This is a genomic window from Paenalcaligenes sp. Me131 (assembly GCF_050487225.1).
In the GTDB taxonomy this organism is placed as follows: Bacteria; Pseudomonadota; Gammaproteobacteria; order Burkholderiales; family Burkholderiaceae_B; genus Paenalcaligenes.
Genome location: NZ_JBKQGY010000003.1, coordinates 363,277 through 378,297, shown reverse-complemented (window position 1 = coordinate 378,297; position 15,021 = coordinate 363,277). Strand labels below are relative to the sequence as shown.

The 15,021-nt window shown below is 48.6% G+C and carries 14 protein-coding genes; 9 read left to right on the top strand and 5 right to left on the bottom strand.

Translation table 11 applies throughout. The features are described from left to right. Positions 1-15: 15 nt before the first annotated feature. Positions 16-1,263: a D-amino acid dehydrogenase gene (locus ACLPHM_RS13450; RefSeq protein WP_430221742.1), complete on the bottom strand. Its 1,248-nt coding sequence runs from the start codon at positions 1,261-1,263 to the stop codon at positions 16-18. Positions 1,264-1,354: 91 nt separating this feature from the next. Further along, positions 1,355-2,275 carry a LysR family transcriptional regulator gene (locus tag ACLPHM_RS13445; protein ID WP_430221741.1) on the bottom strand — a complete coding sequence of 307 codons (921 nt, stop codon included), beginning with the start codon at positions 2,273-2,275 and terminating at the stop codon, positions 1,355-1,357. 527 nt (positions 2,276-2,802) lie between these two features. On the opposite strand from ACLPHM_RS13445, the gene ACLPHM_RS13440 reads away from it, so the two are divergent. Both ACLPHM_RS13440 and ACLPHM_RS13435 read left to right on the top strand, forming a co-directional pair. Continuing rightward, positions 2,803-3,792, top strand: a complete 990-nt coding sequence (locus tag ACLPHM_RS13440; RefSeq protein WP_430221740.1) for a TAXI family TRAP transporter solute-binding subunit — start codon at positions 2,803-2,805, stop codon at positions 3,790-3,792. A 98-nt stretch (positions 3,793-3,890) separates the two neighbouring features. After that, positions 3,891-6,494, top strand: coding sequence for a TRAP transporter permease (locus ACLPHM_RS13435; RefSeq protein ID WP_430221739.1), 2,604 nt, complete (start codon positions 3,891-3,893; stop codon positions 6,492-6,494). A gap of 62 nt (positions 6,495-6,556) precedes the next feature. On the opposite strand, the gene ACLPHM_RS13430 is transcribed toward ACLPHM_RS13435, so the two are convergent. Both ACLPHM_RS13430 and ACLPHM_RS13425 read right to left on the bottom strand, forming a co-directional pair. Beyond that, positions 6,557-6,961, bottom strand: coding sequence for a hypothetical protein (locus tag ACLPHM_RS13430; RefSeq protein WP_430221738.1), 405 nt, complete (start codon positions 6,959-6,961; stop codon positions 6,557-6,559). A gap of 21 nt (positions 6,962-6,982) precedes the next feature. Then, positions 6,983-7,516, bottom strand: coding sequence for a VUT family protein (locus tag ACLPHM_RS13425; protein ID WP_430221737.1), 534 nt, complete (start codon positions 7,514-7,516; stop codon positions 6,983-6,985). Positions 7,517-7,692: 176 nt separating this feature from the next. Between ACLPHM_RS13425 and infA the strand changes: the two genes are divergently transcribed. Next, a complete protein-coding gene (gene infA / locus ACLPHM_RS13420; RefSeq protein WP_135864739.1) occupies positions 7,693-7,956 on the top strand; it encodes a translation initiation factor IF-1 in 264 nt (87 codons plus the stop codon). A 43-nt stretch (positions 7,957-7,999) separates the two neighbouring features. On the opposite strand, the gene rfbC is transcribed toward infA, so the two are convergent. Further along, a complete protein-coding gene (gene rfbC / locus ACLPHM_RS13415; protein WP_430222021.1) occupies positions 8,000-8,539 on the bottom strand; it encodes a dTDP-4-dehydrorhamnose 3,5-epimerase in 540 nt (179 codons plus the stop codon). A 108-nt stretch (positions 8,540-8,647) separates the two neighbouring features. Here rfbC and ACLPHM_RS13410 point away from each other — a divergent pair, with 108 nt between their 5' ends. The 6 genes from ACLPHM_RS13410 to ACLPHM_RS13385 all read left to right on the top strand — a co-directional run bounded on the left by ACLPHM_RS13410 (position 8,648) and on the right by ACLPHM_RS13385 (position 14,998). After that, positions 8,648-10,195, top strand: coding sequence for a sensor histidine kinase (locus ACLPHM_RS13410; protein WP_430221736.1), 1,548 nt, complete (start codon positions 8,648-8,650; stop codon positions 10,193-10,195). Then, positions 10,192-10,800 carry a response regulator transcription factor gene (locus ACLPHM_RS13405; protein ID WP_430221735.1) on the top strand — a complete coding sequence of 203 codons (609 nt, stop codon included), beginning with the start codon at positions 10,192-10,194 and terminating at the stop codon, positions 10,798-10,800. The genes ACLPHM_RS13410 and ACLPHM_RS13405 overlap by 4 nt, the downstream gene beginning before the upstream one ends. Positions 10,801-10,891: 91 nt before the next feature. Further along, positions 10,892-11,380: a GlcG/HbpS family heme-binding protein gene (locus tag ACLPHM_RS13400; RefSeq protein WP_430221734.1), complete on the top strand. Its 489-nt coding sequence runs from the start codon at positions 10,892-10,894 to the stop codon at positions 11,378-11,380. A gap of 183 nt (positions 11,381-11,563) precedes the next feature. Then, positions 11,564-12,622, top strand: a complete 1,059-nt coding sequence (rfbB, locus tag ACLPHM_RS13395; protein ID WP_430221733.1) for a dTDP-glucose 4,6-dehydratase — start codon at positions 11,564-11,566, stop codon at positions 12,620-12,622. Beyond that, positions 12,594-13,526, top strand: a complete 933-nt coding sequence (rfbD, locus tag ACLPHM_RS13390) for a dTDP-4-dehydrorhamnose reductase (protein ID WP_430221732.1) — start codon at positions 12,594-12,596, stop codon at positions 13,524-13,526. The genes rfbB and rfbD overlap by 29 nt, the downstream gene beginning before the upstream one ends. A 197-nt stretch (positions 13,527-13,723) precedes the next feature. After that, positions 13,724-14,998 carry a sugar transferase gene (locus tag ACLPHM_RS13385; RefSeq protein WP_430221731.1) on the top strand — a complete coding sequence of 425 codons (1,275 nt, stop codon included), beginning with the start codon at positions 13,724-13,726 and terminating at the stop codon, positions 14,996-14,998. Positions 14,999-15,021: the final 23 nt, after the last annotated feature.

Here is a 15,021-nt window from a genome sequence, read left to right as displayed (position 1 = left end):
GTGACACCTGCCGGTTTATGGAGCGAAAGGAGCTGGGTTTACCGACAAAGCGCTGCCGGTCAGCATTTCGCCTAGCAACTGAGCAGAGCCTGCGGCGAGCGTGAAGCCTAGTGCGCCGTGACCAATATTCATCCACACGTTCTGGGTGTTGGGGCAAGTACCGATAATAGGTTTACCGGTTGGTGTGGCTGGGCGCAGGCCAGCCCAAGGCTGTGCGTCACGTAGATTCAATTGTGGGAACGTGCCCTGAATCTGGTTTTTCAGGATGGCGATACGTTCAGGGTCTACAGCGTTGGAAAAGTTCTTGATATCCACCATCGCAGCAATACGCAGTTGTGTACCTATGGGGGCGTACACAATGCGGCGAGCGTAATCCGTCACGCTGATTTTAGGGAATAGCGCGGATTGGTTTTCTTGATCCAGCGTTAGGCTGTAGCCTTTAAGCGGGAAAAGCAGTGGGGAGTAGCCCAGCGGTTTCAACAAACTGCCACTTTGCACACCCGAAGACACCACAAAATGGTCGGCTTGGATTTCGCCAGCAGTGGTGTGTACCGCATTAACGGTAGAGCCTGATTTTTTGAAACCGTGAACTTTTACGCCTGTTAACAGCGTAAAGGTGCTGGTTTGCTGTAATTTCTCTAGCATGGATTTTGCCAATACGTGGCAATCACCCACCTCTTCGTCGGCGGTGTAGACCGCACCAATAGCACGGCCACGCATGCCTTCCATAGCGGGTTCTAACGCAAACAGTTCTTCGGCATTCAGCAGTTTTTGCGATGCACCCAGTTTGGCTTGTTTCTCTACTTGTGCTCGCGCACTGTCCCAGCCTTTTTGGCTCTCATGCACAATTAACTTGCCATTTACCTGATGGTGAAATGACAGCCCATCGTGCTCCAACCAGTGATGAATATTCTTACGGCTAAGGAAAGACAGCGATAGCAATGCCTGCGTAGAGGCACTCTGCACAGAGCTTCGGCACGCCATGAGGAAATGGCTAAGCCAGCGCCATTGCGTGAAGCTGAGTTGCGGGGTGAACTTCAGTGGGGAGTCTTTGCGGCCCAACCATTTAGGTAGGTCTACAAAAACGGAAGGATCCGCCAGCGGAGCGACGTAGCTGTAACTGAGCTGCCCGCCGTTGGCGAAGCTCGCTTTCATCGCAACATCGTGTTCAGCTTCAATCAGGGTGACGTTGATGCCCTGTTTGGTGAGTTGGTAGGCGGAGGCAACACCAATGATCCCGCCACCAATAATGCAGACATGCATGAATATAACCGTAACGTTAAATGGGTAACGCTACGATTCTGACAGTGAAGACTGGATTTTTCCAATAGCCAAGTAGGTATAAGGCATAACCTTAGGCTATGGATGATGGGAAAAGTAGGTTATCCGTATGACCGGGAAATACGTACTGCTTACAGACTTTCTGCAAGGTATCAATCAAGGTACGTTGCACGGCAGATAACGGGTCATTAGCGTGGGTCATCAGGGTAATGGGGATAGTAGTGTGTGGGTTCAAGCGACTAATCATCAACCCTGGGCGAAGCATGGCTTGGGCTGTAATCAGATCTATCACTGTTTCCCCTAAACCCACGGCGACCAGTGAGCAGGCTACATAATGGGTTTGCACTTGAGCGGTGATGGTGGTCTCTACGTTGTACTCATCTAAGACGTTTTGCAGGATACGGCCAGAAGGGTCTCTGGAATCCAATGCAATGTAATTTTTGTGATTCAAATCGGTAATATGCTTGGCGCCTGACTCCCCTTCGGGGCCTAGATGTACCAACTCAATTTGCCCTATATGAGTCAGTTGAATCCCAGGCGATTCTTCGCTAGAAAAAGAAATAATCATATCCAGATCGCGCGATAGCAGGGCTTCACGCAGCTCACCACTGTGATGTGCTCTGAGGTCAAAAGTGATGTGTGGTTGAGCCTTTTGGCTTTGACGCATCACTTCTGGCAGCAGACCCAAACCCATCGTTGGGTTGATGCCTATACGTAAATGTCCATGCTGGCTGTGACGCAAGTTGAAGGCCAAACGACGTACATGGGCTAACTCGTGCTGTAAGTGGGCAACGCGGGGTTCCAAAATGCCGGCTTCACGCGTGGGTTGTAGGCGGCCTTTGATGCGCTCAAACAGCTTAAAACCAAGTTGCTGTTCGGCATTGGCGAGCAGCTTACTGGCAGCAGGCTGTGAAATATGCAGCAGCTTGGCTGCATCGGTCAGCGAACCGGTACGGCAAATGGCATCGAAAATTTCTATATGACGTAAACGCATGGGGGCTGAAAATAGGACATTCAGAGTAGAGTGTTTTCATTATTACATGGCTTTAAGTTATAGGGTGAAGGGGCAAAAGCCTACCGCCGTAGAGACTACCTGTAGTCTGCGTTGCTATAGGAGAAACTAGACTAAATGGCGATTTCTTTTATGGGTAAAGTGAGTAGGATTCATGTGTCTCGCTGTATGAGACTTTCTTGATCTAACGCATTTGGTTTCCAATTTTTTGCCTTATTTAGAGCCTCACGGTTATGTGTACAAAGCATTCTGGTGTATAAGTTGGCTGTGTTCTTCTTAGATGGTTATAAAAAACAAGTCGTTGTTATTCATTGATTTTCCATCATGATTTCCTGATACGTATGTTTCTTATTGGTGTTTTTAAGATTCATTTGTTGTTGTAATCTGCATTGCACATCAGGGATTTCACTTGTTTTTTTCAGGCCAGAGATCTGTACCATCTAGTGGTCCACTCTGAATAAAACCAAGGGTTTGTAACGTCGCAAGACGCGTCAATAGAGGAGTCATATATGAATAAAAAGTTAAAAGTAAAAAGTTCTGCGCTGGCAGTGGGTGCGGCATTCTGCTCTTTGTTGTTGGCTCCTCTGCCAGCAACAGCACAAACAGATTTTGTGAGTATCGGTACAGGTGGCGTAACGGGGGTGTATTACGCGGCTGGTGGTGCGATTTGTCGTTTGGTGAATAAGGATCGCGACGCACACGGTGTACGTTGCTCTGTAGAGTCCACAGGTGGCTCGGTCTTTAACGTCAACACCATTAAAGCGGGTGAGTTGGATCTGGGCGTGGTGCAGTCTGACGTAGGCTATAACGCCTATAACGGTGAAGGTCAGTTCAAAGACGCTGGCGAGTACAAAAAATTGCGTTCTGTTTTCTCGTTGCACCCTGAGCCGTTCACGGTAGTGGCTAGCAAAGAAAGTGGCGTGAAAAATTTTGAAGAGCTTAAAGGTAAGCGCTTTAACGTAGGTAACCCAGGTTCTGGTACGCGTGCTTCGATGGAGCAGTTGCTAGAAAGAATGGGTACTACACCACAAGAGTACTTCGCGTTGGCTTCTGAGCTGCGTCCTGATGAGCACGGTCAAGCCTTATGTGATGGCAAAGTAGATGGCTTTTTCTACGGTGTAGGTCACCCTTCGGCCAATATTCAAGACCCTACCACTACATGCGGCGCGCAGTTGGTAGCCTTGACGGGTGAGGCGGTTGACTCCCTAGTAGAAGAGTTCCCGTACTACGCTAAAGTAGAAATCCCTGGTGGTGTGTATCAAAACAACCCGAATGACGTTCCTACTTACGGTGTATTAGCGACCTTTGTGACATCTGAAGATGTGCCTGACAACCGTGTGTATGAAGTCGTGAAAGCCGTATTTAACAACTTCGAAGACTTCAAACGTTTGCACCCTGCATTTGCTCACCTGAAGAAAGAAGACATGGTGAAAAATGGGCTGTCCGCGCCTTTGCACCCTGGTGCAGAGCGTTTCTATAAAGAGCAGGGCCTGCTGTAATCCTTTGTAGTAAAGAGGGGCGTGCGTCTATGTACCCTCTGTCGTGGGCTGCCCCAAAAGGGTGGCCCACGTTATCTAGATAATCAGAAAAAGGATGGATGATGAGTAGTGATTCCAATCAGCAAGCCTTGCAGCAGATGGTAGAAGAGGTAGATCGAGGGGGGCGTAATGTCAGTGGTGTTGTGGCGCTGATTATTGCGGTAGTAGCGTTGTGCTGGGCGTTTTTCCAGCTCTGGTATGCCTCTCCGCTACCTTTTACCTTTCACGTCGGCATTTTCAATGATACTGAGGCGCGTGCCTTGCACTTAGGCTTTGCCTTGTTTCTAGGTTATGTCTCGTTTCCTGCCAGTAAAAAATCAAAGCGCGATAGTGTCCCCCTAATCGATTGGGTGTTAGCGATTATTGCGGCTTTTTGTGGTGCGTATCTGTTCTTGTTTTACCGGGAACTGGCATTACGCCCCGGTATTCCTACCACCATGGACATTGTGGTGGCCAGTATTGGTTTGGTGTTGCTATTAGAAGCAACGCGCCGTGCGTTGGGCGCGCCAATGGCTGTGTTGGGAACGCTAGTTATTATTTACGTATTTTTAGGCCCGCACTTGCCTGATGTGTTGGCACACCGAGGCGCGTCGCTTGAGCGCTTGGTATCGCACATGTGGCTGACTACCGAAGGTGTGTTCGGTGTGGCGCTGGGTGTATCTGTATCGTATATCTTCATCTTCGTGATGCTGGGTTCTTTGCTAGACCGTTGTGGCGCAGGGAACTACATGATGCAGGTTTCCTTCTCGTTATTGGGCCACTTGCGTGGCGGCCCGGCCAAAGTGTCGGTGGTATCGTCGGCGGTGAACGGTATGGTGTCGGCATCATCCGTGGCGAACGTAGTGACTACGGGTATCTTTACTATCCCGTTGATGAAACGCGCCGGTTACGGCGGTGTACGTGCTGGGGCAATCGAGACGGCTGCGTCGGCAGACGGGCAAATCATGCCGCCCGTAATGGGGGCTGCGGCATTTTTGATGATTGAGTATGTGGGCATTCCCTACACAGAAATTATCAAACACGCACTGTTGCCAGCGATGTTGTCCTACATATCGCTGTTCTATATTGTGCATTTAGAGGCGTTGCGTCTGGGCTTGCAACCTATGCAAGCGGCTATACAAACACGCACTCCTATTCAGCGCATAGGGCGAATAGGGATGGGGATTTCTGCCACCATTATTGTGGTTGCTCTGATCTACTGGATAGGTGTGGGCACCCAGCAATTGTTCCCACAAAAAGCCTTTGGTATTTTGGTCTCCTTACTGGCCGTGCTTTATGTTGGGCTGGTGTGGGTAGCGTCTAAACATGACGATTTACCGGCTCTAGTGAAACAAGACGGTACGATGACGCAGCCTGAAGTATGGGCCACCGTGCGTACAGGTTTGTTTTTCCTAATCCCTATCGGGATTTTGGTATGGTGCTTGACCATAGAGCGTTTCTCGCCTGGTTTGTCAGCTTTCTGGGCAGTGACAACGATGTTGCTGCTGATGCTAACGCGCCGTCCTTTACAAGCATTCTTCCGCCGTCAACAAGTTGGTACGGCCTTAGCGGAAGGTGTTAAAGATACGTTGGTGGGGTTGCAAGAAGGTGCTCGCAACATGGTGGGCATTGCCTTGGCGTGTGGTACGGCAGGTTTGATTGTAGGTACCATCACGCTGACCGGTTTAGGGCTACGCATGACGTCCTTTGTGGAACTGGTGTCCATGGGGAACGTACTGTTGATGCTAGGCTTCACAGCGGTAGTGTGTTTGGTGTTGGGCTTGGGTATGCCAACTACGGCTAACTACATCTTGATGGCAACCTTGATGGCGCCTGTGGTGGTAGAGCTGGGCGCACAAAGCGGCCTGATTATTCCGCTAATAGCAGTGCACATGTTTGTGTTCTATTACGGATTAATGGCTGATATCACGCCACCTGTAGGGTTAGCGACCTTTGCCGCAGCAGCGATTGCGGGTGAGGACCCACTGAAAATCGGTATACAGGGCTTTAAGTATGCAATGCGTACGGCGGTATTGCCGTTCATGTTCGTGTTTAACCCGCTGCTCTTGCTGATTGGTATAGAAAGTTGGTACGAGTTTGTGTTTGTGGTGTTTGGTTCTATTCTGGGATCGCTGGCTTTTGCGGCTGCTACCATGGGTTGGATGCGTATCAAATCCAAATGGTGGGAAATCCTGCTGTGCTTGGTAGTGATGTTTGTTATGTTCCGCCCAGATTGGTTCATGAATCACATCCAAGAGCGTTACTTGAATGCCGAACCTGCACAAATCTACGCAGTGGCGGGCGACTTGCGTCCAGGCCAGCAACTGGTGGTAGAAATTGAAGGGATGACGCTAGAAGGCGATACCATCCGTAAAACCGTTACGGCAGAATTGCCTATGCTGGAAGAGGGTTCTACGCTCACCGGCGAAGCGGCTGGTCGTAAGCGTATGGCCGATGCGGGTATAGGTATCATGGCGTTTGGCGATATGGTACAGATTTCTAATATCGGTTTTGGTAGCCAGGCCAGACGTTCAGGCTGGGAGCAAGGTTGGGATGTGATGGTGGTAAAACAGCCTAATCCCAATGCGTTGATGGACTACTACATGTATTTGCCAGCCCTGCTGATTCTGGCGTTCTTGTGGTGGAACCAAGGCGTACGCATGCGAAAAACAGAGAATGCGTAATCGCAGCGAGTAGTTCAAGCGGTAATCACGATGGCCACCTACGTAGGGTGGCCATCGTGTTTTTAGGCTTGTACGCGCGTGGTCACGCGTTGGCCTAACGCAGGCAATTCAAAACAGCCTTCCACTTCTACGGTGATTTGCAATACGGCGGCACAGTCGCGGGCAATGACTTGAGTCAGCATTTCCACATCGCGCACTGTTTTGTGGCCTATAAAAGCCTGTATGTACGCGCTGAGCGAAAACACTTCCAAAAATCGTTGAGTGGCTTGGTAGCGTATGGCGAGAGTAGAACCGGCCCCAGGGTTACGTGATGCTGGGCATAGCTCAGGCAATGTCAGTACATGCTCTTGCCAGCTTTGAAAATGGGGGTGCGGGTTAGCAATGGTTTTCAACACAGCACCCGTATCCGGCGAAGTGTAGCTGTGAGCATCCGCCGGCACGTAGGTATGATCAGTGGGTGTAGTCATAAGTAAAGTTCGCGAAGAAAGTCAGGGCGACACGGTGCGGCGTTCACGCACAGAAATAAACGGTAAGTATGCGACTGCGGCAGCAATGATGTATTTACCCAGCACATCGGCATAGATAATTTGCACCATGTCATAGGTACTCATCAGGCCAGCAAAGGCCAGCAGAGTGAAGGCCAAGCTGTCCAAAGGGACGCTGACGGCATGGCTAGCGAGCACCCGTTTATGCCAACGATAATGGCGTAAACGCTGGAACATAGCGGTATCGGCGAGTTCGCTAATTAAGATCGCAACAAAGGAGGCGAACAAGAAACGGGGGCTGATTTGGGCAACAAATTGGCCGTATAGCGTTGTGATCAGCACGGCTGACGCTATAGCCAGATATACCGTAGGTAGTCCATACTGATGCAGGCGGTCACGTAGGGTGAAGACTGCTGCAAAAAAGATGGAACCGATACTGAATAACCCAAACCATGGCAGCTCAATAAAGCTGTCCAAGTAGACATTGGCTAAGAGAACGGCGCACGCATACGCCGCTAGCCATGTGGCGCGCAACATAGAAAAACTCCTGCTACCACCAGAAAAATAGTCCGGCGTAGCGTCATAGCGAAGGTCGCAACAGAGGGCAGTGAGCCCAAGCCACGAGTAACCACCAAGTTTAGCGTATTTTATTGAAAAATCACTAAAAAAAGGCGTATGTTATACTAGTAGTCTAATTTTTTAGGAGCAAACTATTGGCTAAAGAAGAAATCCTTGAAATGCGTGGCACTGTGAATGAAGTGCTGCCAGATTCACGCTTCCGTGTGACCTTAGAAAACGGTCACGAATTGATTGCCTACACAGGCGGCAAAATGCGTAAACACCACATTCGCATTTTGGCAGGTGATGATGTTTCATTAGAACTATCACCTTATGACCTGAGCAAAGGTCGTATTACTTTCCGTCACCTTAAAGATCGCGCCCCTCGTCAGCCGCAAAATCGCGCTGCACGTCGTTAATTGAACGCTGCAGGCTGCTGCACAGCAGTTTTGTAAACCTTTTTTATAGTCGTTGCATACGTTCACGTAACGTAGGCAGTGCTAGATCTTTGGTGGATAAAACAGGCTGCTGAATAGGCCAGGGGATGGCTAGATCTGGGTCATCCCAGCGCACACCATCCTCATCGTCTGGGTAATACACGTCCGTACACGAGTACTGTACGTCTGTGACCTCACTTAACACGCAAAAACCATGTGCATAGCCTGGCGGAATCCAGAGCTGGCGGTGGTTTTCGTCGTTGAGTTCCACCCCTATATGTTGTCCATAGGTGGGTGAGTCTGGATTGAGATCTACCGCTACATCAAAGGCTGCACCTCGGCTGACACGTACCAATTTCCCTTGCGGGTGGGTGCGTTGTTGATGCAGGCCACGCAACACACCACGGTGCGACCTGGAATGATTTTCCTGTACAAAAGGCAGCGTCATTCCAGCCTGCTTATAGCGCTCTAGCTGGAAGGTTTCCGTGAAGAAGCCGCGTTCATCACTATAAACCTTGGGTTCTATAATGAGTACGCCGGGTAGGGAAGTAGTAATGATTTTCATGGGTGTGCGTGCAAAGAGAAAGGTGATTTTACCGTATACGTAGGCGGAGCCAGACAGGCTCTGTGCCATAATTCGTATTCATTCATGCCTTGTGGGAAGCTTTACGTCATGCGTACTGGCCCGTCTTTCTTTTACCGTCCCAGTGTAGCAATCTTGATAGGTGTGCTGCTGTTGGTGCTGACTGTTATTGGGTTGGCAAGCTGGCGTTATCACACGCATATACAGGTATTGGAAAAAGAAAGTGTGTTGTTGCAGCGCTTGGCCTCTCAGCGAGCGGGTCAACACGATGCACACTTAACGGCATTGGCGGCGGTAGTACAGACAACGGCCGATCAGCGTGGGCATGAACTGTTTGAAGATGTGGCCCACAGCATCCTGAATTTCTATCCCAGTATTGATGCCATTGAATTGGTCACACAACCCGATGCTACCGAGTTACCCACAGGCGTGGGGGCTGTAGACCCTGATATCCAATCATGGATACAAGAACAAGCATGGACCGGCAATGAGCATATGAAGCTGTTGGTGCACCCCACGCACCCCGGCCATTATTTGCTGATTAAGCGTAATACTAATCTGGATGCATTAGGCTATGCCCTGATGCTAGATATAGATGCCGCGCGCTTGCTAGGCAATGGTGAAGCGTTATGGTCCAAACCAGACGTTATGCTGCGCTTGTCTTTACCTAATGGCACCCCTTTTTTGGGGGCGGCCACAGATGCTTCCACGACATTACATTTCTCTAAAGCACTTAGCAGTGTCACACAGCCTTTGTTACTCGAAACAGGTCTGCAGTTGAAATGGGATGACCTATTACCGCTCTGGCCTACCTTGGGCATGGTGTTGCTGGTAGGGGTAGCATACGCCGGAGTTTGTCTGGCGTGGCGTCAGCGTAGACGCGTTACTGCGGCGGTTGAGCAAGCACGCATCAGCGGTATAGAGTCCAGATTAGCCCACGCTTCCCGAGTAAACGCCTTGGGCGAGATGGCGAGTGGCCTAACCCATGAACTGACCCAACCCTTAACGGCCATCTTGGCGCAAAGCCAAGCAGGTAGGCGGCTGCTTCGCAAAGGCGACACCGAGCGGCTCGCTAAGTCGTTGGATGAAACCGTTATCCAAGCGCAGCGTGCCTCGGCGATTTTGGAACATTTCAGGCATTGGTCGCGTCCACAGCGTTTACCTACGGCAAGTTTTGATCTGCGGGATGCATTGCATAATGTACAGTCATTATTACGCCAAGAAGCACAGAATCAACAGGTACAGATCATTTTGAACGTGCCCGCTGCCCCCTTATTGGTAAAGGCGGACTCCATAGAAATGGAGCAAGTACTGTTTAATCTGCTACGTAACGCCATGGATGCATTGCAGCAGATTACAGGCGATAGACTCATTACGATTACCGCATCAGAACAGGGTAGTCAGGTACGGGTAGATGTGGCGGATAATGGTCCAGGCGTACCGACTCAGTTGCGTAGCGAGCTCTTCACGCCGTTTGTGACCGGAAAAGAAGGCGGCACAGGACTAGGATTGGCATTAAGCCAGCGCCTCGTAGAACGAGCGGGTGGAGAGCTACTGTTACAAGAAACCGCTGATAAAGGGGCGGTATTTAGCATACTCTTAGCCAGCCAACCCGCGACACCGGAGCCTAGTGAATGAGCCACCCTGTTTATTTAGTCGATGATGACCAAGCTGTACGTGACGCATTAGAGCTGCTTCTATCGACGGTAGACATAGCCGTACATAGTTTTGCTGATCCCCAACGATTCTTAGCGTCAGTGAGTCAGCTAGCTCCTGGGTGCATCATTATGGATATACGCATGCCGTGGGTGTCTGGGTTAAAAGTACAAGAAAAACTACTAGAGCAAGGCGTAGACTGGCCCGCCATAGTGATCTCTGGGCACGGTGATATAGAAGCCTGTAGACGTGCCTTCAGAAATGGCGCGATAGACTTCCTCTCTAAACCAGTAGACGAACAAGACTTGATTGATGCCATACAAAAAGGCCAAGAAATCCTAGAGAAACGCCTGCGAGTACAAGCAGAGAAAGAAGAAACCTTAGCCTTATTAGCCAGCCTGACCCCTAGAGAAAAAGAAGTGTTAGGTAGAGTGGCCGCTGGTTTCACATCCAAAGAAATCGCCGAGGGTTTGGGCCTGTCACCACGTACAGTAGAAAGTCATAGAGCGGCATTAGGAGCCAAGTTAGGCACTACCTCACAAGCCGAGATGACGCGCTTGTGGCTGGAAGGCAGAGAATATCCGTAGGACTACGTAGATAATCAGCAAGCACTACGCATAGTGCAAAGAAATGAGCCCGTTTACTCTGTTGTTATCTTTTACTCAGTGGAGACTCACCATGATTCGTACACTCGCGTTAACGTCTGTTTTATTGCTTCCTTTGGCTGCTGGTGCTCAAACCACCTTGCCCACCGCACCGTATTTGCCATTAGAACTCGCTACTCAAGCCGCACAAGCAGCCGTACAAGCATGTGCTACCGAAGGCTATGCAGTAAGCGTTGCGGTTGTGGCGCGAGATGGCGCAACCAAGGTGCTGCTTAAAGCCGATAACTCAGGCCCTCACACTGTAGGCAGTGCGACAGGTAAAGCATTTACCTCTGCCGCAATGGGGCGTGATACTGCTGGGCTGGCTGAGTTCATCGCCTCTAAGCCTGCTAACAATGGTATGCGCGACATGGACGACCGCATGGTGATACAAGGCGGTGGCTTACCTGTGAAGTTTGGTAATGCCTTAGTCGCGGGTATAGGGGTTGGCGGCGCACCGAATGGAGACCTTGATGCGCAATGTGCAGTAGCCGGCCTAAAAGCGATAGGTGCTGATGTATAAATAAGCTTGCAATTGTAACGTTTTGAAAAGCCTGCCTAGTTTTTGCTAGGCAGGCTTTTTAGTATCTAAAGAATGGTCCAGAATAACGCCGTCACTAGGCACAATATCTTTACAATATAACGTTACGACCTATTTATATTTTTAAGTAGGGCCATGTCATCGTACCTGAGTACCAGTAAACACATGAAAATCCTTGTTACCGGTGGGGCCGGCTTTATAGGCTCCGCACTTGTTCGCCACCTGATTCAGCATACAGACGATCAGGTGGTTGTGGTGGACAAGCTGAGTTATGCCAGTAGCTTGGAATCGTTAAGCAGCGTGAGTGGGCATGAACGCTTTGCCTTCGAGCAAGTTGATATTTGCGATCATCAGGCCATGAGCCGCGTCTTTCAGACCCATCAGCCTGATAGCGTGATGCATTTGGCGGCTGAATCCCACGTGGATCGTTCTATATCAGGCCCAGAGGCGTTCATACAGAGCAATATCGTCGGTACATACGTCTTGTTAGACGTTGCTAAGCATTATTGGGTGGCCTTACCAGAAGAAAAAAAATCACAATTTAGGCTGCTGCATGTATCCACGGATGAAGTGTACGGAGACCTAGGGCCAAACAGCAATCACTTAGCGGTAGAACAGAGCCCATATGCGCCTAGTTCACCGTATGCAGCGACTAAGGCCGGCTCAGACCATCTGGTGTGGGCGTGGTGGCGTACCTATGGGTTGCCTGTCATTCTTACCCATTGCTCCAACAACTTTGGCCCTTATCAGTACCCAGAAAAACTTATCCCATTGGTGATTTTGAATGCCCTGTCTGGGCAAACCATCCCTTTATACGGCGATGGTAAACAAGTACGCGACTGGCTATTTGTGGATGATCACGTCAAGGCGCTATGTAGCGTCTTGAAACAAGGGAAACTTGGGGAAAGCTACAATATCAGCGCGCAGACAGAAAAGCAGAATATAGAGATTGCTACCCGGATTTGTACGTTGCTGGACACCTTATATCCAGAATCAGCGTATACCCCTCATGCTCAATTGATTCACTATGTTCAGGATAGGCCTGGGCACGACGTACGTTATGCGCTGGATGCGGAAAAACTGAATACCGAAATAGGTTGGTTGGCCGAAGAAGGATTTGATGCGGGCTTAGCAAAGACCGTTAGTTGGTATGTAGAGAATTTGGCATGGTGCGAACATATACGTGTCGCGCACAATGCAGAGCCCAAGGACAAACATGACTAAGGTGCCGTTTAAAGTCTTGCTGTGTGGTGGTAGCGGCATGCTTGGTCAGGAATTGCTGCACAGCATACCGGATGGCATAGACGTGTGGGCGCCAAGTTCTACTGAGTTGGATATACGTCATAAAGATGTAGTACTGCAGAAGGCGGCTACATACCAACCCGACCTTATTATTAACGCGGCTGCTTATACCAATGTTGATGCAGCAGAAACTAATGAAGCACTAGCATTTGCTATTAACCGTGATGGCCCAGAAAATTTGGGCATCTATGCGGCACAAGCCAATATCCCTGTATTTCATATCTCTACCGACTATGTGTTTGATGGCACCAAAGGTGAGCCCTATACCGAAGAGGATGAGCCTAATCCTATTAATGTGTATGGGAAAAGTAAGTTAGCAGGAGAGCGGGCTTTACAGCAGGTTTGTGAGCGAAGTCTGATACTGCGTACTAGTTGGTTGGTTGGTGTGCATGGAGATTGCTTTATGCGTAGATTTATCAAACTCATGACGGAGAGAGAGCGCATTTTTGTAGTGGCTGATCAGTATTCAGCGCCTACGAGAGCAGACCTCTTCGCTGCATTTATCTGGTGCTTAGCAAGTCGTAGCAAAGAGGCACAGTTTATACCTAGGGGAGCCCTTCATTGTGCAGGCAAGCAGTGTAGTAGTAAGTATGAGTTGATCGAACATCTACGCATACTGCTACTTAAGAAAAAGAAACACCAAAAATGTATGAAGGTAGAGTCAGTTTCATATCGTTTTTTTGAAAATAGTGCAAAAAGGCCAGCTTTCTCTTTGCTAGGAACAACTATATCTAATAAGCGACTGACTGATTCTTACGATTTTCTGGGGGAGGGGCTAGATAAAATTATTGTGCGCTTATATGAGCAGACATACCCAGACCCATAACTCTTTTTAGCCTCTATAAACTGGATAAATTTTTATCGTGATCTAAATAGAGCGAAACTTGAGGGGAATCCTCATTTTTTCAATAAGTTGTAGTGAATTTTGTTATGTAAGGCAAATAGCAGAAGCATAATACCCTGCTTTAACAAGGGGCTTGGCTATAATGTCTGCAATGTAACAGTTGTATTAGTAAGGTCCCAATGAAACCTACCTCCCCTAGACGATTTAAACGTTTGCATGAGCAGATATTGCTTTCTAGAGCTTTTTCATTACTACTTAGCTGGTTGATTGCTGTAGTAGCTCCTTTTGTTATGTTCTGGTCGTGGCAGAGCCTCTTTAATCCGACGGGTGGACAACAGACTGCATTGATAACCACCAGCTTATCCTGTGTGCTATGTTACATCGGTCTTCAGCGTCTTCGACAAATTTACCCTGGTGGCCGGGCTGCTGCATTCATTATTCCGATAGTGCTGCTTATATACGGAGCTGCAACATTAGTTACTTTGTTATTGCGTGTAGAAGTATCGCGTTATTTATTACTCAGTAGCGCTGTCATATCTGTTTTATGGTTTCATATTGAATATACTCTGACCTATAAGTATATGCGCTTGAAGTTGGGAGTAGTGACTGGAGGTCTGTATACGGATGAAATTGTTCAATTGGATTTTATTGATGCTAGACCTCTACCTGAATTGTGCTTGGGTGATCGTCGATATGACGGAGTAGTAGCTGATTTTCGCAGTATTAATGATGATACTCAGCGCTTTTTGACACAGTGTGCGCTTAACCGTATACCTGTATACGACGCTAAACAGATTTATGAGTCACTTACAGGTAAAGTAAAAATAAATCGCATGTCGGAGAATAATATGGGGGCATTATTGCCCTCGCCGGTATACGAACGCATAAAAACCTGCATAGATATATTGCTGGTACTCATCACATTACCAATTGTATTACCCATTGCAGTGGTAACCGCTATTTTGGTACGTTTAGAAAGTCCTGGTCCGGTCATTTACACTCAAACACGTATTGGTCAAGGCAATAAGCCTTTTACTATCTATAAGTTTCGTAGCATGCGTTTTGATCGTGCTGCGCCCGAACAGTTTGCAGGCGAAAATGACCCACGTATCACCAGGGTAGGAAAGGTAATCCGTAAACTACGTATTGATGAGCTACCGCAATTCTTGAATGTGCTCAAAGGCGAAATGAGTTTAGTAGGGCCTAGGCCTGAACAGCCGTCTTTCGTTGCAGAGTATGACCAAAAAATTCCTTTCTATAGCTATAGACATATCGTTAAGCCTGGAATTAGTGGTTGGGCTCAAGTTAGGCATGGCTATACGGCAAGCATGGATGAGACACAAGTCAAAATTGAGCATGATTTTTATTATATTAAAAACTGTTCATTAGGCTTGGATCTAATTATTGCTATCTTAACTATTAAGATAATGCTGACGGGTTTTGGTGCTCGTTGAATCGGATCTGAATCATCTCTTAA

Bases quoted from the DNA above. Each gene is read 5' to 3' on its own strand.
- ACLPHM_RS13450 (WP_430221742.1), bottom strand. From the start codon at position 1,263: ATGCATGTCTGCATTATTGGTGGCGGGATCATTGGTGTTGCCTCCGCC.
- ACLPHM_RS13445 (WP_430221741.1), bottom strand. From the start codon at position 2,275: ATGCGTTTACGTCATATAGAAATTTTCGATGCCATTTGCCGTACCGGT.
- ACLPHM_RS13440 (WP_430221740.1), top strand. From the start codon at position 2,803: ATGAATAAAAAGTTAAAAGTAAAAAGTTCTGCGCTGGCAGTGGGTGCG.
- ACLPHM_RS13435 (WP_430221739.1), top strand. From the start codon at position 3,891: ATGATGAGTAGTGATTCCAATCAGCAAGCCTTGCAGCAGATGGTAGAA.
- ACLPHM_RS13430 (WP_430221738.1), bottom strand. From the start codon at position 6,961: ATGACTACACCCACTGATCATACCTACGTGCCGGCGGATGCTCACAGC.
- ACLPHM_RS13425 (WP_430221737.1), bottom strand. From the start codon at position 7,516: ATGTTGCGCGCCACATGGCTAGCGGCGTATGCGTGCGCCGTTCTCTTA.
- rfbC (WP_430222021.1), bottom strand. From the start codon at position 8,539: ATGAAAATCATTACTACTTCCCTACCCGGCGTACTCATTATAGAACCC.
- ACLPHM_RS13410 (WP_430221736.1), top strand. From the start codon at position 8,648: ATGCGTACTGGCCCGTCTTTCTTTTACCGTCCCAGTGTAGCAATCTTG.
- ACLPHM_RS13405 (WP_430221735.1), top strand. From the start codon at position 10,192: ATGAGCCACCCTGTTTATTTAGTCGATGATGACCAAGCTGTACGTGAC.
- ACLPHM_RS13400 (WP_430221734.1), top strand. From the start codon at position 10,892: ATGATTCGTACACTCGCGTTAACGTCTGTTTTATTGCTTCCTTTGGCT.
- rfbB (WP_430221733.1), top strand. From the start codon at position 11,564: ATGAAAATCCTTGTTACCGGTGGGGCCGGCTTTATAGGCTCCGCACTT.
- rfbD (WP_430221732.1), top strand. From the start codon at position 12,594: ATGCAGAGCCCAAGGACAAACATGACTAAGGTGCCGTTTAAAGTCTTG.
- ACLPHM_RS13385 (WP_430221731.1), top strand. From the start codon at position 13,724: ATGAAACCTACCTCCCCTAGACGATTTAAACGTTTGCATGAGCAGATA.